12 protein-coding genes and 2 pseudogenes are annotated in these 18,320 nt (G+C 72.5%); 12 read left to right on the forward strand and 2 right to left on the reverse strand.

The annotated features are described in order from the left end of the window. Positions 1-2 precede the first annotated feature (2 nt). The 5 genes from N8I87_RS41560 to N8I87_RS41580 all read left to right on the forward strand — a co-directional run bounded on the left by N8I87_RS41560 (position 3) and on the right by N8I87_RS41580 (position 6,379). A complete protein-coding gene (locus tag N8I87_RS41560; RefSeq protein ID WP_263216103.1) occupies positions 3-1,034 on the forward strand; it encodes a hypothetical protein in 1,032 nt (343 codons plus the stop codon). After that, the gene (locus N8I87_RS41565; protein ID WP_263216104.1) at positions 1,031-2,725 is read left to right on the forward strand and encodes an FAD-dependent oxidoreductase; all 1,695 of its coding nucleotides are present in this window, start codon (positions 1,031-1,033) and stop codon (positions 2,723-2,725) included. Before N8I87_RS41560 ends, N8I87_RS41565 begins: the two co-directional genes overlap by 4 nt. Continuing rightward, the gene (locus N8I87_RS41570; RefSeq protein WP_263216105.1) at positions 2,722-3,201 is read left to right on the forward strand and encodes an SCP2 sterol-binding domain-containing protein; all 480 of its coding nucleotides are present in this window, start codon (positions 2,722-2,724) and stop codon (positions 3,199-3,201) included. Before N8I87_RS41565 ends, N8I87_RS41570 begins: the two co-directional genes overlap by 4 nt. Further along, the gene (gene fabF, locus N8I87_RS41575) at positions 3,198-4,448 is read left to right on the forward strand and encodes a beta-ketoacyl-ACP synthase II (protein ID WP_263216106.1); all 1,251 of its coding nucleotides are present in this window, start codon (positions 3,198-3,200) and stop codon (positions 4,446-4,448) included. The genes N8I87_RS41570 and fabF overlap by 4 nt, the downstream gene beginning before the upstream one ends. 461 nt (positions 4,449-4,909) lie before the next feature. Beyond that, positions 4,910-6,379 (forward strand): cytochrome P450, encoded by a 1,470-nt coding sequence (locus N8I87_RS41580; RefSeq protein WP_263216108.1) that lies wholly within the window; start codon positions 4,910-4,912, stop codon positions 6,377-6,379. A gap of 465 nt (positions 6,380-6,844) precedes the next feature. Here N8I87_RS41580 and N8I87_RS41585 read toward each other — a convergent pair whose 3' ends face one another. Next, positions 6,845-7,186 carry an STAS domain-containing protein gene (locus N8I87_RS41585; protein WP_263216109.1) on the reverse strand — a complete coding sequence of 114 codons (342 nt, stop codon included), beginning with the start codon at positions 7,184-7,186 and terminating at the stop codon, positions 6,845-6,847. A 677-nt stretch (positions 7,187-7,863) separates the two neighbouring features. Here N8I87_RS41585 and N8I87_RS41590 point away from each other — a divergent pair. The 7 genes and pseudogenes from N8I87_RS41590 to N8I87_RS41620 all read left to right on the forward strand — a co-directional run. Beyond that, positions 7,864-8,453, forward strand: a pseudogene (locus N8I87_RS41590) (DUF2397 family protein); the annotation flags it as partial. Further along, positions 8,437-9,387 carry a DUF2397 domain-containing protein gene (locus N8I87_RS41595; RefSeq protein WP_263216110.1) on the forward strand — a complete coding sequence of 317 codons (951 nt, stop codon included), beginning with the start codon at positions 8,437-8,439 and terminating at the stop codon, positions 9,385-9,387. The pseudogene N8I87_RS41590 and the gene N8I87_RS41595, both read left to right, overlap by 17 nt. After that, complete coding sequence (locus N8I87_RS41600; protein ID WP_263216111.1) at positions 9,384-10,463, forward strand: TIGR02678 family protein; 1,080 nt, start codon at positions 9,384-9,386, stop codon at positions 10,461-10,463. Before N8I87_RS41595 ends, N8I87_RS41600 begins: the two co-directional genes overlap by 4 nt. A 7-nt stretch (positions 10,464-10,470) precedes the next feature. Next, positions 10,471-10,860, forward strand: a complete 390-nt coding sequence (locus tag N8I87_RS41605; protein WP_263216112.1) for a DUF2398 family protein — start codon at positions 10,471-10,473, stop codon at positions 10,858-10,860. 13 nt (positions 10,861-10,873) lie between these two features. Then, positions 10,874-12,604, forward strand: a complete 1,731-nt coding sequence (locus N8I87_RS41610; protein WP_263216113.1) for a hypothetical protein — start codon at positions 10,874-10,876, stop codon at positions 12,602-12,604. Positions 12,605-14,436: 1,832 nt separating this feature from the next. After that, on the forward strand, positions 14,437-15,021 hold the full coding sequence (locus N8I87_RS41615; RefSeq protein WP_263216957.1) for an SbcC/MukB-like Walker B domain-containing protein: 585 nt from the start codon (positions 14,437-14,439) through the stop codon (positions 15,019-15,021). Between the two features lie 206 nt (positions 15,022-15,227). Next, a complete protein-coding gene (locus tag N8I87_RS41620) occupies positions 15,228-16,295 on the forward strand; it encodes a TIGR02679 family protein (protein WP_263216116.1) in 1,068 nt (355 codons plus the stop codon). A gap of 1,550 nt (positions 16,296-17,845) precedes the next feature. On the opposite strand, the pseudogene N8I87_RS41625 reads toward N8I87_RS41620, so the two are convergent. After that, positions 17,846-18,295: pseudogene (locus tag N8I87_RS41625) on the reverse strand (ATP-binding protein); the annotation flags it as partial. Positions 18,296-18,320 lie beyond the last annotated feature (25 nt).

Genomic DNA, 18,320 nt, shown 5'->3' on the forward strand with positions numbered 1-18,320 from the left:
CCGTGGGTGCACAGCCCCGAGTGACGGTCTACTGGTACTCACAGACCGGTCAGCTCCTGGAGTCCGTCTCGGCGGTCACCGACCCGCTGGAGAAGGCGGGTTGGGACATACGCAGGGTCGAGATCAGGCCGCGGGAGCCTTTTCCGTTCCCCTGGCCCCTGCGCCGCTTCTTCGGTGTCTTCCCCGCCTGCGTCGACCCCGACGGGGCACCCGGGATCACCGCCCGGCCGCCGGTGGCCGATGACGACGATGCGGACCTGGTCGTCTTTGCCTTCCCTGTCTGGTACTTGGCTCCGGCGCTGCCCATGCGGGCGCTTGTCGGTGCCGAGCCGAAGGCGTTCGACGGGCGTGCCGTCGTCGGCCTGGTGGCCTGCCGGAACATGTGGTACTCGGCCGCCGTCGAGGTGCAGCGGCTGCTTCAGGCAGCGGGCGGCCGCTATGTGGGCACGATCGCCGCGGTGGACACCGCCTCCGCCGGGGTCACCTTCGTCACCACGCTGCGCTGGCTGCTCGCCGGCAAGCGGGAGGCGTCCTGGGGGTTCCCGCGTGCCGGTGTCGGCAGGGACGAACTGGACCGGCTCATGCTCCTCGGCGAGCGCATCGCCCACCTCGCCCCGGCGCAGTCCCACCTCGCCACGGAACCGGCCGGCCTCGCTCCGGCGCAGTCCCACCTCGCCACGGAACAGGCCGAACCCGCGTCCGGCACCGCCTGTGAGGAGGCCTTGGCCGACCGCATCCGCGCCGTTCTCGCCGCCCATGACGCGGCCCCCGTGCACTATCCGCTGGCCGCGGCCGACCTCCTGGCCGGGAAGGTCTTCCGGGTCTGGGGCCGGGTCATCCGTGCCGCCGGCCGACGTGGCCAGGCCCGACGCACCGTGCTCACCTCGGTGTTCGTGCTCTGGCTGTCAGGCGCCATCCTGGCCGGGCTGCCCGCGGTCGTCGTCGCCCGCGTCCTGTTCAAGGCCGGCTTCGACGCCGCGGTGGCCCGGCGCCTGGCACCGGTCCTCGCCCATCTTTCGGAGGTGCGCCGATGACCGCAGCCGTACCGCATCCGCCGCAGGCGGCCGCGCGGGTCAAGGCCGACGTCGTGGTGGTCGGTGCCGGGCCCACCGGCCTGGCCGCGGCCCACTTCCTCGCCCGATTCGGTGTGCGCACACTCGTCCTGGAACAGCGCCCCGCACCGTCCGGCCATCCACGTGCCACGGTGATCAACTCGCGCACCATGGAGCTGCTCCGGCACCTGGGCGTCGATGCCGAGGTACGCCGTGCCGGTGTGTCCCTGGAGAACACGGCGCGCATCACCTGGTGCACGGAGCTGGCCGGCACCGAACTCGCCGCCCTCGACATCATCGATTCGGCGCACGCCCTGATGCAGCGAGTGGCCAACAGCCCGGCACTTCCCGTCATCTGCTCGCAGAACCGGGTGGAAGCGCTGCTCGTCGACCGGCTCCCCGAAAACGCAACGGTCATCCGCGGCGTCAGGGCCGAGGAGCTGACCGGGACTGCGACCGGTGTCAGGGTGACGGCCCCGGGCGAGCGCCCCACCGTCGTCGAAGCCCGCTACGCCGTCCTGGCCGAGGGGCTGCACGGCCCGCTGCGCGAGAGGGCGGGCCTGCAAAGGACCGCGGCCACGCCGCTCGGCAGGCTCCTCGACATCCACTTCAGCGCCGACCTCTCGCCCTGGACGGCCGGCCGGGAGAGCGCCCTGTACTGGGTGCTCAACGACACCGTGCGGGGCGTGTTGATCACCGTGGACCCCAAGCGCGGCGAATGGCTCCTGGAGATCCCCGCCCTCACCCCTGATGAGGAACACACCTACTTCGAGCAGGAAGTCGATCACCACAAGCTGATCGAGGCCGCCATCGGCGCGTCGGGCGAAGCGCTCGGGGGGCTGCGCATCCACTCCGTACGGAACTGGGTGATGGGCTCCACCGGGCTCGCCTCCTGGCGCAGCGCCGACGGCCGGGTCCTCGCCGCAGGGGATGCCGCCCACACCTTCCCGCCCACCGGGGGCTTCGGCATGAACACCGGCATCCAGGACGCCCACAACCTCGCCTGGAAGCTGGCCGCGGTACTGCGCGGCGGTGCCCCCGACACGCTGCTCGACTCCTACGAGCGTGAGCGGCGCCCGGTCGCGGAGTTCAACGCCCGCTACAGCGAGCGCAACGCCCTGCAGAAGCGGGCGCTGCTCCAGTCCGACGCCGACCCGGCCGAGTTCGCCCGAAACATTGAACAGCATCGGCCGCACTTCGACTTCGAGGGGCAGACGCTGGGCTTCACCTACGCACCGGGCCCCGGCGAGCCGGTGGTCCAGGACATCGTGACCTATCGGCCGACCGCCCAGGCCGGCCACCGGGCCCCGCACGCCTGGCTCGAGCGGGCCGGCGAGCGGATCTCCACGACCGACCTGGCCCGCACCGGCTTCGCCCTGCTCACCGGGGCCGGGGGAGCCGTCTGGCAGCAAGTGGCGCAGCAGACCCCGACCGTCCTGGGCCTGCCCCTGACCGCAGCCGTGATCACCGCGGACGGGCCCCGACTGCGCGATGTCAGCGGAGCCTTCGCCGACACCTACGCCCTGCAGGGGCCCGAAGCGGTCCTCGTACGGCCCGACGGCCATGTCCTGGCCCGGCTGCCCGGCGTCGCACCACGCCAGGAACTCCGGCAGGCCCTCGCCCGAACAGTCAGCAGCGGGCCGGTGCCCGCACGAGCGGAAGGGCCCTCATGACGGCCGGACCCACCTTCTCCCCGAAGCGGCTCGCGCAACTGCGCTCCGGCACACTCTCCGAGGTCCGCGCCGCCCTCGCCGGCCTGCCGCGCGAGGAGCTGGCGGCCTGGCTGGCCACACCCGACGGCGAGGACGTGCTGCGCACGGTCTTCGAGCAGATGCCCGAGCGCTACACCGGCGGTCCCATGGACGGTCCGCAGACCGCCCGCTGGGAGGTGGCAAGGCCGCCGGCCGACACCGTCGCGTACGACCTCGTACTGACCGAGGACACCTGCGACGTGCGCGAGACGGGGATCTCGGGCGCCCCCGCGGTCACCCTCGCCCTGGACGCGGTCAGCTTCGTCCAGATGGCCTCGGCCGCGGCCCAGGGCATGGATCTGCTGCTCGGGGGCCGCCTGCACATCCAGGGTGATGTGCACCTGGCGATGCGGATGGAGTCCTTCTTCGGGCTCGCCGAGCCGGGTGAGCCCGGATGAGCACCGCCTGCGGTCGCCACCGGGTGGTGGTGACGGGCATCGGCATGGTCAACCCGCTCGGCATCGGCACCGAGACGGTCTGGACGCGGCTGCTCGCCGGAACCTCCGGCGTGGGACCGATCCAGGGCTTCGACGCCGGCCGGCTGCCGGTGCGTATCGCCGCCGAGGTGAGGGGCTTCGACCCGACCGACTGGCTGACCGGCAAGGAGGCCAGACGCCTCGACCGGTTCTGCCACTTCGCGCTCGCCGCGGCCGAACTCGCCGTGGAGCGTGCGGGCCTCGACGGTATCGACCCGGACGGCGCCGCCACCGTGATCGGCAGCGCCATCGGCGGCGCCGACACCATGAGGGCAGGGGTGCTCAAGGACGCGACGGCACCCCGCATGGTCTCCCCGTTCTTCGTGCCCAGCTCCATCATCAACATGGGCGCGGGCACGGTCGCCCAGCGCTTCGGCTTCCGCGGCCCCGGCGCCGCACCGGTCACCGCCTGCGCCTCCTCGGCCGACGCGATCGGGCAGGCCTACCGCATGGTCCGCGACGGCTATGCCCAGGCCGCACTGGCGGGCGGCTCCGAGGCATGCATCGCCTCACCGCTGATCGCGGGCTTCGCCAACCTGCGCGCGCTGTCGCGCCGCAACGACGAACCCCGCCGGGCCTCCCGCCCGTTCACCGCGGACCGGGACGGTTTCGTCATGGGGGAGGGCGCCACCATGCTGCTCCTGGAGACCGAGGCGTCGGCCCAGGCGCGGGGCGCGTACGTCTACGCCGAGATCTGCGGCTACGGCCAGACCAGCGACGCCTACCACGTCACCGCCCCCGATCCCACCGGGCAGGGAGCCGCCCGCGCCATGCTCGCCGCGCTGCGCGAGGCCGGCCTCAAGCCCGGCGAGATCGACCACGTCAACGCCCATGGCACCTCGACCCCCTTCTCCGACGCCGCCGAGACGAAGGCGATCAAGTCCGCCTTCGGCAGTCACAGCCAGAACCTGGCCGTCAGCTCCACCAAGTCGATGACCGGCCATCTGCTGGGCGCGTCCGGCGCGACCGAGACGGCGTTCTGCGCCCTGTCCATCGATCGCAAGGTCATCCCGCCCACCATCAACCAGGATGCGGCCGATCCCGAGTGCGACCTCGACTACGTGCCGAACACCGCCCGCCCGTACGAGGTCCAAGCAGCCCTGTCCAATTCGTTCGCCTTCGGCGGGCAGAACGTCTCGCTCGCCCTGCGACGCTTCGTCAGGAAGTGACCCCACCCGTGTCCATGGAGCTCACACCGCAAGCCACCTGCGAGGCCCGGTGTGCATCGAGACCGGCGGCAAGCAGATCCTCGCCGGGCCGGGCACGGCCCATGCCGTACCGCCGGGCGCCTGGCACCGCATCGTCGACCGCCGCCAGGACGCCGCGGCAGACATGTCCAGCACCCTGACGCCCGCCCCGCGCACCGGCGAACCCCTGCACACGCGCCGGGGCCCGGCCGGCGACGGCCACAGCGACCGCACGGACCACCCCCATGTGCTCCGGTCCGCGGTCACCGCCCGCGAGTCCGGCGAGTCCGCCCTCGCAAAGCCCCCACGTGGGTCCAGGACCTGGTCTTCGGCCCGCTCGCGCCGGCGCACCGGGCCCTCGACCACCACGGCACCTGCCTCGCGTTGGACCGTCGGCCGACCCCGCGGCACCACTCGTGACCGCACCTCAGGAAGGCACCCCGATGACCCAGGTCTCCACCGCCCCCACGGCCACCGCAGCCCCCGGTCCCACCGGCCGGCTGCGCGCCCTGCTCGCGATGTCCGGCAATCCGCTGAACTACCTCACCGCCCTGCGCGACCAGTACGGCCCCGTCGTGCGCATCCCGCTCGCCTCGAGCGAGCTGTACATGATCAGCGACCCGGAGGCGGTCCACGAGGTCCTGGTCACGTCCCACCGCAACTTCCACAAAGACGTCATGAGCGCCGGACGCGGCAAGTGGGCCGCCCCGCTCGAGGTGATCCTCGGCAACGGCCTGGTCACCAGCGACGGCACGTTCCACCGCAAGCAGCGCAGGCTCATCCAGCCGATGTTCCATCACGAACGCATCGCCGGCTACGGCCGTGCCTTTGCCGAACTCTCAAACGACATCCAGTCCGGCTGGAAGGACGGGGACCGGCTCGATCTGCAGGCCGAGATGACCGAGCTGACCCTTGCCATCGTGGCCCGCACGCTCTTCGACGTCCCGCTCGACAGCGATGTGGCCCGCGCCATCGCCGCCATCCCGCGCCACGAGGGCCCGCTGCGCTGGGATGCCCTACCCTTCGCCCGCCATCTGGCGAAGCTGCCGCTGCCCGGCAACAAGCGCTTCTACGAGAGCCGGGACAACCTCGATGCCCTCGTCTACCGGCTCATGGCGCAGCGCAGGCAGGGCGACGGCCAGGGCACCGACCTGCTCTCCCTGCTGCTCGCGGCGCGCGACGCCGACACCGGGGAACCGATCGAGGAGCGCCAGGTACGGGACGAGGCGATCACCCTCCTCATGGCCGGCCACGAGACCACGGCCAGCGCACTCACCTGGGCCTACCACCTGCTCGGCAGCCACCCCGAGGCGCGAGAGCGCATGCACGAGGAGATCGACGAGGTGCTCGGCGACCGGCTGCCCACCGTCGAGGACCTGCCCCGCTTCGTGTGGACCGACGCGGTCCTCTCCGAGGCGATACGCCTCTACCCGCCGATCATGGGCCTCGCCCGCCGTCCCCTTGACGACTTCGAGGTCTGTGGCCACCGCATCCCCAAGAACAGCTTCGTCGGGATCATCCCGTGGGTCGTCCACCGCGATCCCCACTGGTGGCCGCAGCCGGAACTCTTCGCCCCGCAGCGCTGGCTCGACACCCCGCAGTCCGCCGGCGCGGCGGACGAACTCACCGGTCACGCGGTACGGCCCGGGCGCCCGCGCCTGGCCTATCTTCCCTTCGGCGGCGGCCCGCGGCAGTGCATCGGCAATACCTTCTCGCGGATGGAGGGCGTCATGGCGCTGGCCACCCTGGGGCGGCACTGGGAGTTCGAGCCCGTCCCCGGGTTCGCCATCGACCCGCTGGCAAGGATCACCATCCGGCCACGCCACGGTCTGCCGATGTCCGCCAGGCGCCGCAAAGCGGGCGGCGTCCACTGGCCAGGTCCGGCGGAACATGCTGATCACCGCAGTCGATAGGGTCGACCACGTTCATCCAACAGACAGAGCGCGAAGGAATTGCCGAACGTGTGGCCGGGCCCGTGGGCCGTGGTCGACGAATCCGACCGAGCACAGTGGGAGTATGCGCCACGCGAGCTGACGATCCGCAGTGAGCTGGGCGAGCAAGGAAAGAAGACAGATGATCAACACGCCGCCCCCCGGGGGCTGACCGGGGCTGGCTGCACCGCACCCCCGCCGGCCGCTTCACCGCCCTGCCGCAGCCCTCTGTCTGAGCGGCCGCGGCCTGATTTCGGTGTAACGCGCAGGCCCCGACGGGTGGGGAAGGGCACGGCAACGACCTCAACGCCGTGTGGCGCAACTTCCTCGGCACCGGCACCGGGTCACCGGCTGCCCGCTGGCTGGTCACCAGCCGGCATGACACGGCTGTTCGCCCGGCTGGGGCGGCGCCCCAGGTGGTCATGCCGCCGGTGCGGAGCCGTCCGGTCACTGGAAGGCGCAGGGGATGAACTGATCCAGTGACAGTAGCCGGAACACACGGCCCGGCCGCGGCGGCACGGACCGCAGCCGCAGACGCGTGTTCGCCGCAGTGCAACGGCCGTGCAGGCGCAGGAACATGGTGACCCCAGAGGAGTCGCAGAATGTGACGTCGGTCAGATCCAGCACCAGCTCGGGTGCGCTGGCAGTGGCGAGACGGGTGAGTTCGGGCTCGATGCGTGGCACGCTGTCCAGATCGAGCTCGCCGGACAGCTTCACCGCTCCATCCTCCATCGCCGGTGAGGCCAGCGCAGCGGTCATCGGCATGCGGCGGGTCATGGCGTACGTCATGGTCTGTGTCACGGTGTGGCAGCCTTTCGGATGGTGTCGGCAGCAGCTCGGTGGCCGAATCGCCCGCGGTCCTGGTGTCTCGCGGCCACGAGTCAGATCCCACCAGCTGCGGGGGGCGTGTGACAGGGGCCAGATGCCCCAACGCAGGGCCCAAGAGTCCCCACGTTGCTCGGCGGAGCGTCGAACCGGGTGGGTAGCGTGGGCGCCGAGACGCGCGAGAATCCGGCGCGGCTGTTGTTCGAGAGGTGGACTCATGGCGCAGGTTCGGACTGCCGGGCGACAGTGAAGTGCGGTCCGATGGCGCTCTCGGAGCCGCGGACGTCGAGGGGTGGAGGGGCGAGCGGCGACCGAAGCCGCCGAGGGAGTCACGACCGGCGCCGGTGCTCGGCGAGCCGTGGCCGGGCGGCCTGGTTCTGAGTCGGAGCACCCCGTCCGTGCCGACGCCGGCCGGATGTGTCCGAGAGACCTTGGGCGGAACGACCGTGCACGTCGGGCAGCTTTGGCGCGTGCGCGGAGTTTACCCGTGCCGCCCCGTTGGAGAGAGGGATTTCCGCAGGTTGGGTGCCCTCACGGCAGACTGGGTGGGCAGTCTCCGACAATGATCCGCCGTATGAGGAAGCCGCAGCGCCCGTGAGTGACGATCCCCCTCCCTCGATGCCCCGGCCTCGGACCTTTCGGTGCCGGGCACCGACGACGGAGGCGCCTTCGGTATCGACGCGTTCACGCTCGACGACCGGCTGCGGCTGTTCCACTTCGCCGCCGCCGAGAAGCGGCACGAGTATCTGTGGCTGCTGCGCGCGTTCGACCGGGGCCGGGCCAACTACCAAATGCTGCTGCACGCTTCGGACGCGGCCGCACTCATCGGCAGGCTGGCCGCCGAGAATCCCGGCGCGGCGGCGGTCGGCGACGTACAGCCGCTGCTCGACGCCCTCGCCGAGTGGCGGGTGCTGGACCGCAGCTATGACGGAACGCGTGCGGCGAACCTGGCCGAGTACCGCAACCGGCACTACGTGTACCAGTTCACCCAGGCCGGATACCGCGCGTACCGAGCGGTGGAGGACGTTGTGGGTGCGGCGCTGGAGGACGCGCAACTGTCCCGTCTGGTCTTCCCGGACATCCTGCCGACCTGGCCGCACTGGCGGAGGCGAACGCCGCGGGCGACGCCGAGGAGGTGTACCGCAAGCTGGGGCACCTGGACTCCGTGCTGAACGAGATGGCGCAGCGGGCCGCCCGCTTCTATCTGATGCTCGGTGATCTGGCGCGGACCAACGACGCCCGGCCCGAGGTGTTCCTCGCGCACAAGGACGCGCTGCTCGCACACTTGCGGGAGTTTCACCGCCGAGCTCGGCCGCTACGCGCCGCTACTCGCCCAGGCGGTGCAGAAGGCCGCTGCGAGCGGTGTGGAGCGGATGGTCGAGTACGCCGCCGAGGCCGACGAGCGCCTCTTCCGCTCCCCAGCGGCGCGTCTCGACGACTGGGGGCAGCGGTGGGCTGGCATCGTGCACTGGTTCGCCGAGCGCGAGCACAGTGAGGCCGAGCGGCTGCAGGACGCGACGGTCACCGCGATCCGATCCGTGCTGGCGCTGCTGCGCCGGGTGACAGAGGCGCGACGCGGCGGGGTGAGCCGGGAGAGCCAGCTGCGACACCTGGCGCAGTGGTTCACCTCGTGCGCCGGGGACGACGACGCGCACGCGCTGTTCCAGGCGGTGTTCGGGCTCGGCGCGCCCCGCCACATCGCGGTCCGGTACGCCGACCCCGAGCTGATCGCGGGCCGTACGTCCTGGTGGGAGGCCGAACCGGTCGAACTCGCCCGCACCCTGGTGCAGTCGGGCCGTACCCCGTCCCTCAGAGGGCCCGGCCGGATCGACCGCAACGACGCCGAGCGGGCCCGGCTGCGGGCAGCGCAAGTCCAGGAGCAGGCCGAACGGCGGGGCGCTGCCGTCTCGCTGGCCCTCGACGGCGCGTACGGCCGCGTCCTGGACGAGGCCGAGACACGTGCCCTGCTCTCCCTCCTCGACGTGGCGCTCGCCGCCCGGGTGCCGGTCACCCGGGGCGTGGGCAGTGGCGCCGCCGCCTCTGGCTCCGCACACGGGGTGCGTCTAACCCCCATTCCCACGCAGCCGGGGGAGTTCTTCACCACCGTGCGTACCGTGCGCGGCGATCTGCACCTGGACGGGCTGCGTCTGGCGGTCAGCGGATGAGTACGCGGGTGGCCGAGGGCGTCTCGGCCCTCGAACTGGCCGACTACCAGAAGGCGGTGCGGCTGGTGCTGCGGCACCCGCTGATCACGCCGGTGTATCCGGATCGCACCGCCCTGGCGACCGTACGCCGCTGGGCGCAGCAGCTGCGCACCGATCTCATGGAGGTGCTCGGTTACCGGCTGATCACCACCGCGGACACCGCCCGCCTCCGGCGCGCCCAGGACCAGCTGGACGCCACCCGGCCCGCCCTCAGCCGCGCCGGGCGCCCCTTCGACCGCCGCCGCTACGCCTACCTCGCCCTCACCCTGGCCGCGCTCGGCCGGCACGGCGCTCAGGTGGCGCTCGGCGAGCTGGCGGACGCGGTGGCCGCCGACGCCGTACGCATCGAGGGTCTTGGCCTGGACACCGCCCGCAAGCACGACCGGGACGCCTTCGTCGACGCCGTCACCTGGCCGACGGATCGGCCACCTCCTGGGCCTTGGATCCCGTGCGGGGCCGAGGCGCTGTACGACATCGACCGGGAGGTCCTCACCGCCGTGCACCAGCCCACCCGGGTGCTGCAGCACGTCACCTCGGTGCGGGCGCTGCTGGACTCGGCGGGCGCGCTGAGCCTGTCCGAGGGGCGTCAGGCCCGGCGTCGCTCGGCCGCCCGGCGGGCCCGCCGGGCGGTCCTGGAGAACCCGGTCGCCTACTACGCGGACGCAGGCCCGGAGTTGACCGGCCAGCTGCGGGCGCCCGCGCTCGCCGAGGACTTGTCGCGGCTGACCGGTCTCGCCGTGGAGCGGCGTTCGGAGGGCATCGCCCTGGTGGACACCTCCGGCCGCCTGTCCGACCTGCGTTTCCCCGGCGGCGGCACGGTCGCACAGGCCGCGCTGCTGCTCGGCGCCCGGATCAGCGAGGCGGCGGCACGTCATGGGCGGCACGCCCCCGAGCTGCTGCCCGCGCCGACGGCGGCCGAACGCCTGACGGCGCGGGCCGACCGCATCGACCTGGCGCTTCCGGCGCACGGGGTGCTGGCTGAGCTCGCCGGTGCCGACGGCGAGGCCGGCCTCCGCGTGGGCGGGGTCATTGGCTAGCCGTACGGTGCGTACCGACAGGACGACTCGGGAGAGCGGCGGCAGCGCCCCTGGCGTCGACGGCCAGGACGGCGTGGAGACCCGCTACCCGCTCGTCACCACCTCCTGGCTGCGCGGCCGAATGCGGGACATCACCGCCCAGTACGGCGCGGGCTTCGCCGCCGACCTGCGCGGCGACCCCGACCGGTTGCTCGAGAAGGCCCTGGACCTGCTGAGCGCGATGTCGCTGATCGCCCGGGTGTACGGCGGTGTGCTGGCCCTGCCGCTACTCGCCCGCTACCGGGGCGTCACCGCCGAGGTGAAGACGCGGATGCCCCAGCCCAGGAACGGGCCGCCGCCCGAGGCCGCCGTCGATTCCCCGTCCCTGCCCGCTGCCGATTCCCCGCCCACGACGTGAAGGACTCCGCCGAGTGAGCGCCACGACCCCCGCCCCCCAGCCCCGGTACTTGCCCACCCGTGCCGGGATCATCAACCTGTGGGACTACCGGGACGAGGAGTTCTCCTTCGCCGGCGGCTGGCTGGTGCTGCGCGGCCCCAACGGCTCCGGCAAGACCAAGGCCCTCGAAGTGCTCTTCCCGTTCGTGCTGGACGGACGGATCGACCGCAAGCGGCTCAACCCCTTCGCCGCCGAGGACCGCACCATGAAGTCCAACCTGCTCTTCCGCGGGCAGGAGGCGGCGCTCGGCTATGTCTGGATCGAGTTCACCCACCGCGCCACCGGCCAGGCGGTGACCTGCGGTATCGGTCTGCACGCCCAGCGGCACCGGGACACCCCGGCGCGCTGGCACTTCGTCGTCGAGGGCCGGGTCGGCGAGGACTTCTCGCTGCTCACCGCCGACGACCGGCCGCTGACCAGGAAGCAGCTGGCCGCCGAGCTCGCCGAACTGGGCGGTGAGCCGATCACCTCGGCCACCGACCACCGGGCAGCCGTCGACCAGCGGCTGTTCGGCCTGGGCCGGGAGCGCTACGAGCAACTGCTCACCCTCATCCTGACGCTGCGCCGTCCGCAGCTGGCGAAGAACCTCGACCCGGCCAAGCTCTCCGACACCCTCACCGAGGGCCTGCGCCCGCTGGACGAGGACCTGATCGCCGAAGCGGCCCGTTCCTTCGACGACATGGAATCCTTCCAGCGCACCCTGGAGGGCCTCGTCGCCGCCGACGAGGCCACCCGGTCCTTCCTGGCGGCCTACTCGACGTATCTGCGGGTGAACGTGCGCGTCGCCGCCGACCGGCTCAGCGCCCGCCGCGCCGAGACCGCCGAACGCGAGCGGGCCCACGCCGCCACGGCCGTGGAACTTGAGACGGCTCGTACGACGCGGGCGGACGCGGACAACCGGGCCGAACAGGCCGAGGCCGCGCTCGCCGCCCTGCGCGCCGTCCTCGAGCAGCTGCGGACCTCGGCCGCCTACCAGGCCGTCGAGCAACTCGCCGACCTGGAACGCCTGGTGCGCACCTGTGAACAGACCGCCCGGCAGGCCACCGCCGAACGCGAAAGGCGCACCGCGGCCACCGGCCGCGCCCGCGCCGAGGCCGAGCACTCGGCCCACCTTGCCGCTGAACTCGACACCGCGGTAAGCGCCGCGGCCGCCGCGCTCGCCGACCACGCCCACCGCGCGGGCATTGCCTGGAGCGCCGCCGACGCGCCCCCGACGCCCTCGCCGACTGCGCCTCGGCGCGCGCCGCGGCCCGCCAGGAGGGCGTTCGCGCGGTGCGCACGGCCGTCCAGCGGCTGCGCGACACCGAGCAGACCCGCCGCGCGGCCCGCGCCGGACTCGACCGCGCCCAGGAGGCGGCCCAGGAGGCCGAGACCGCCGAACGCGAGGCGGACGCCGCGCTCGCCGCCGCCCACGAGCGGGCGCGGGTGGAGCTGGAGCAGTGGACGCAGCGGTACCACGCCCTGCTGCCCGAAGGGACCGAGGGCCGGCTGGCGGCCGCCCTGGACCTGGCCGCCGAAGCGGCCGACACCCCGGCCGATGGGGAACGCGGCAGCGCCGCGACCGAGGACGTCACCCTGCCGGGCGTCGTCACCGATGCCACCGCTCCCGCGGTGCAGGAGCTGCGCGACCGCCTCGCCGGGCTGCGCGTCCGGCGCACCGGGCTTCAGGCCCGCCGGGCCGGGGCCCAGGCCGAGCGCGAGCTGATCGCCGCCGAGCACGACGACGCGCCGCCCGCGGCCCGGGGCCGCACCGCCGACCGTGACGGTCGCACCGACAGCGGGGCCGCCGTACCGCTGTGGCGCCTGGTCGACTTCGCCGACGGTCTCGACGACGGGCAACGGGCAGGGGTGGAGGCCGCCTTGGAGGCCTCCGGCCTGCTCGACGCGCTCGTCACAGCCGTGGACCACCCGGTCACGGCCGGGGCCGGCGACGGCTTCCTGTGCGCCGGCGCCGTCATCGACGGGCCCAGCCTCGCCGACCTGCTGCGCCCCGAGGAGACCGCGGCCCTCCCGGCCGCAAGGATCACCGCCGTCCTGAGCTCCGTCGCCGTGGCCGGCGAGCCCGCCCCCGGCGGCGCGCACATCGCGCCGGACGGCCGCTACGCCGCCGGCGTGCTCATCGGCGCGCACTCCAAGGAGCACGCCGAGTACGTCGGCGCCACCGCCCGAGAGTGCCGCCGCTCGGCCCGGATCGCCGCCTGCGACACCCTCCTGGCCGAGCTGGACGCCGAGCTGACGGATCTGGCGCGCGAGCGGGCCCGTACCGAAGAGATCATCGAGGAATACGCCGCCGCCCGCGCCGCCCTTCCCGCCACCACCGTCATCGCCCGGTGCCTGTGCGCCCTGGACCGGGCCGCCGCCTCCCTGCGCGCCAAGCGCGAGGCGACCGACGCCGCCCAGTCGGCGTACGACGCGGCGCAGGCCGCCTGCTCGGTCGCCGAACGGGCCCTGCGCCGCGCCGAGGCCGAGCACGCCGTGACCGCCGACCGCGCGGACGACACCGAACGCGCCACCCGCGCCTTCGAGCGGGCGGCGGGCGACCTCGCCGCCCGGCGCCGCGAGCACACCCGACAGGCCGAGACCGCGTCCGCCGCCGCCGACCGGCTGACGGCCGCCGTCGAGGACGAGGAGGCCGCGGCCGAGGCCGAACGCGCCGCCCGCCGCCGCCACACCGAGGAGGCCGCAGGCCTTGAGGCACTGCGCCAGGCCGTCGGGACCGAGGCACAGCAGGTCATGGACCAGGTCGAACAGACCGAGAACGATCTGGAGGCGACCGAGGGTGAAGCCACCGCAGCCGGCGCCGCGCAGCACCGGGTGATCGCCGACCTCGCGGCGGCCGAGGCGCGCCGCACCGCCGCCGCCGAGGCGCGCCGGGTCGCCGCGGCGGAGGAGAAGGACACCGCCCGGAGCCTTCAGCCGTACGCCGCCCGCGAACTCCTCGACCTCCTGCGCTGCCCGCCGGGCCTGGCCTGGCCCGCCCAGGAGGCCGACTGGGCCGGCGACCGGCTGCCGCCCGCCGCCGTGGCTGTCCACGAGGCGGTCCTGTCCGCCACCCGCGACCTGGCCCCCACCGAGAGCAGCGTCAAACAGTCCGTGACCCGCCTGACCAAGGCCCTGGAGGACCTGCACGCCCAGCTCGCCGCCGCCGGACAGGACTACCAGCCCGCCTGGGACAGCTCCAGCGGCGTCATCGTGGTCACCGTCGCCGACGAACAAGGGTCGCTGCCCATCGCCTCGTTCGCCGAGAAGATCGCCGACCACCGCCGCGACCAGGCCGAACTCCTCTCCGACTCCGAACAGCGGATCCTTGAGGACGCCCTGCTCACCCGTCTTGCCCAGCAGATCCACGACCGCACCGTGGACGCCCGTGACCTGGTCCGCCGCATGAACTCCGACATGCGCGAGCGCCGGATGTCCTCGGGTACCACCGTCGGGGTGAGCTGGCTGCTCGCCGACGTCCTCGACGACGAGCAGCGCGCCGTGTGCGCCCTGCTGGACGCCGACGCCGCCCGCCTGGGCCCGGAGAAACTGGCCCGGATGCGCACCCACTTCGCCGCACAGATCAAGAACGCCCGCGCCCGCTACCGCGAGGCCCCCTACCGGCAACTGCTCGCCGAGGTGCTCGACTACCGGCGCTGGTGGCAGTTCGCCTTCGAGCTGGTCCGGCCCGGCGGCGAGGAGGAACGCCTCACCCGCGCCCGGCACAGCCGCCTGTCCGGCGGCGAGCAGTCCGTCTCCTTGCACCTGCCGCTGTTCGCCGCCGCGCACGCGATGCTCAACTCCGCCCACCCCGACGCCCCGCGCCTGCTCGCCCTCGACGAGGCGTTCGCGGGCGTCGACGACACCGGACGCGGTGAACTCATGTCGCTGGCCGCACAGTTCGACCTCGACCTGTTCATGACCGGATACGACCTGTGGGCCGTGCACGCCGCGGTCGGCGCCGCCGCCCACTACGACCTCGCGCACTCCGCCGTCGACCACACCGTCTCCGCACTGCTGCTGCTGTGGGACGGCGAACGCCTGCACCCCGACGAGACCGGAGAACTGACCGCCGTCCTCGGCTCGCCGGGCACGCGCGGCGTCCACCGGGCGCGGACGACGGAGGCGAGCCTTGTCGACTGAGATGCCGGCCGAGACGTACGGGGAACTCACCGGCGAGGGCTGGCGACGCCTGCTCGCCGCGGCCCGCCGCAGGCTGGAGGGCACCGGCGGCGCCCTCGACGGCGAGATCGGGCTCAGCGCCCCCGGCGAGGCCGAACGCCGCACAGTCATCGGCGTCACCGGCCGCTACCGCCCCGAGACCGTCAAACGCCTCACCGTCCCCCTGCGTGACCTCGACCTATCTGTACGACCGCTACGGCACCGGCCTGCTCCAGACCCTGGTCCGCCTGCACGGCCCCCTGCGCGACCGGCCCGCCGAACGGGCCGACGAGTCCGCCCTGCGTACCCGCACCCTGGAGGCCGCCCGCGCCACACCTCTTGCCGACCTTGACTGGTACACGGCGTGGCTGGAGCGGATCGCCGCCGGCGGCGCCCTTACCCGCCTGGTGCGCCGCGGCGACGCCCCCCTGCTCCAGGACGCCGTGCGCGTCCTGGACAAACTCCCCGGTCTGTCGGGCCGGCGGGGCGACTCGCGAGCGCGGGGACGGGGTCTTCTCCCGCTGCCCGTACTCGCCGAACGGGCCACCGGCGACACCAAGTCCCTGATGCCTGGCAGCCCGCTCGAACAACTCGTCCTGCGCGCCCTCGCCCAGCGGACGGCCGGTGCCCGGAACACCGATGCCGTACCCCGTGACCGGGCGGGCCGGCGCGCTCTGTGGGAGAGCGCCGGAGCCGTCGCCGACGACCGCGCCAGCCAGGTCCTCGTCCTGAACATCGGTGCCCGGGGCGAGAACGTGATCTGCGACTGGCTGCGCGACGCCGCTGGCTCAGGCATCCCCTTCCGACTCACCCTCCACCAACTGAGCCGCGACGACGTCGTGCCCGCCGCACGCGACATCCACGTCTGCGAGAACCCCGCCGTCCTGCGCGCGGCCGCCGCCGAACTCGAGGACCGTGCCGTGGCCCTGGTCTGCACCGAAGGCATCCCCTCCGCCGCCTGCCACAAGCTCCTCGCCGACGCCGCCCGCGCCGGGGCCCGCCTGAACTGGCGCGCCGACTTCGACTGGACGGGCCTGCGCATCACCGCCACCGCCGTCGAGCGCCACGGCGCCCGCCCTTGGCGGATGACGGCCGCCGACTACCGGGGCGCCCTGGACCAGGGGGAGTCCACCCCGCTCACCGGCCCACCCGCACCCAGCCCGTGGGAGCCCGAACTCGCCCACGCCATGGGTGTCTCGGGCCGCTCCGTCATGGAAGAGCGCCTACTGCCCGCGCTCCTGTCCGACCTCGGCTGAGGCGACCACCGCATACGACTCCGCAGCGGGCATACGAGCACGACGCAAAGTCCGCCTCGAAAATGGGCTCAAGCACCAATTTCAGCGCAGCCTGAACAACGCGATCACGCACAGTGGGAATCGTCGGTCGCCCAACGGTGCAGCTTGGTCTGGATCTCTCGTACCCTGCGCTCAGCACCGAATGACGTGAGCATTGGTGCGTCGGTATTCACCGGCGTCCTCCGAGCATTCCAGCATCCGCCCTGCTGACTCGCTGGCCCCCTTCGCCGTGTACTCGCCTTTCGCGCGCTCGGACTACTACGGGGCCTCCGCCCCACACTGCGGCCGACAGCCGACGACGGGCCTGCCCTTCGATGTCCTGGATGGAGCATCGTGAGGGCAGCCACAGGTGGTTCCCACGTTCACCACCAACCGTTCGACGAGGGAGGTGCCCAGCTATACCCCGGCAGCATCGCCACGAGTACGCCGCAGGCTTTCCTCGTGGCCTCCCCGCCGGCCTATTCATCCCGGCTTCGGAGTCACCCGCCGCATGATCACGGCAGGTGTGCGCTGCGGACCGGCCCATATCCACCAGGTTGGAGCCGGCTCGACGCTTACGGAGCTTCACGCGCTGGTTCCTCTCGTACACCTTCTCGTCTCGCTTGCCGGACCCGCCCCGTCTGGTAGTTCCGGAGCGTCCCGGCGTTGTCAGGACTGCTTTCCGCCTCTCCCGGCGACTCCCGGGTCAGGCTGTCCTCAGCTTCGTGGCCTTGCTGCGACAGGGCCACGGCGGCAGACTCTCACCGCCGCACGGTCAAGTAGCGCCTCGTGGCGCACGAATACATCGTCGAACCGGCGATCCGGCTCGTTTCTTGTCCATCGGTGCAGCTTGCGCTGGTGATCGAGTACCCGCCGCTCGGCCGTCATACTGCCCGGCCAACTTCTCGGCGGCGCGTCGTCATTCAACAACGGCCCTCCCCGAATACAGCACTGCTGCCATCACGCTGTCGCCCTTCCCCATGCGGACGGCTTTCCCGCCCTCGGAGTACTACGGCGACTCCGCCACGATCTGGCGTCATCAACGGGCGTCGCGCTTGCCCGCCGCCCGGCCGGCTGCCGGACGGGAAGGGCGATGCCAGATCGCTTCCCACGTTCACTGAGGATCTCTGTGACGGCTTCGGTGCCCAGCTATACCCAGCGGCATCGCCACGGACCGCAGATCGCAGTATTGGTCCGGGCCTCCCGACGTCCATGGGCTCAAGACGACGAGAGAGGAGAGTCCATCGGCTATGGCCCTCTCCAGCACCACAGAGCAGCCCGTCCACCAGAGTTGGCAGGCCGCTGACGACTCACGGGACGTCAACCACTGGTTCAGTTTCCTTGCACCCATTCCGTCTTCGCTTGCGGGCCCGAACCGTCTGGTGGTGCCGGTCCGTCCCTACGTTGTCGAGGCTGCTTCCGGCCTCACCCCCAACCCGGGGATCAGCCTGCCTCCAGCTTCAACCGGCCACTGCGATGACCGGCGGCGGACTCCTCCTTCCGCGAGATCCATCAGCGCCTCGTGGCGCACAGCCGAGTTCATCAATGCACAAAAGATCGACGCGCCCGTAGCGAGCGATCGTCTTCGACAGCTGCTTCTCGTCGGCGGCTTCGACCAGCTCGTTGACGAGCTTGGTGGCCAGCACGTAGCGGACCCGGAAGCCGTGCATCGCGGCCTCGGTGCCCTGGGCGATCAGCAGGTGGGACTTGCCGGTACCCGAGTCACCGATCAGGCAGAGCGGCTTGCCCTTCTTGACCCAGTCGCAGGTGGCGAGGGTGTTCACGGTGGCCGGGTCGATGTTCGGGTTGGCCTCGAAGTCGAACGCCCGCAGACTCTTGTCCCGGGGAAAGGACGCGGCCTTGATCCTGCGCTCGGTCCGACGTCGGGCACGGTCGTCGCACTCGGCCAGCAGCAGTTCGGCGAGGAAGCCCCGGTAGGACATCTGGTCGCGGGCGGCTGCCTCGGCGAGGTCCGGGAACTGCTGAGCGCCCGGGACGATCGCCGAC

The organism is Streptomyces sp. HUAS 15-9, from assembly GCF_025642155.1.
Taxonomy (GTDB): Bacteria; Actinomycetota; Actinomycetes; order Streptomycetales; family Streptomycetaceae; genus Streptomyces.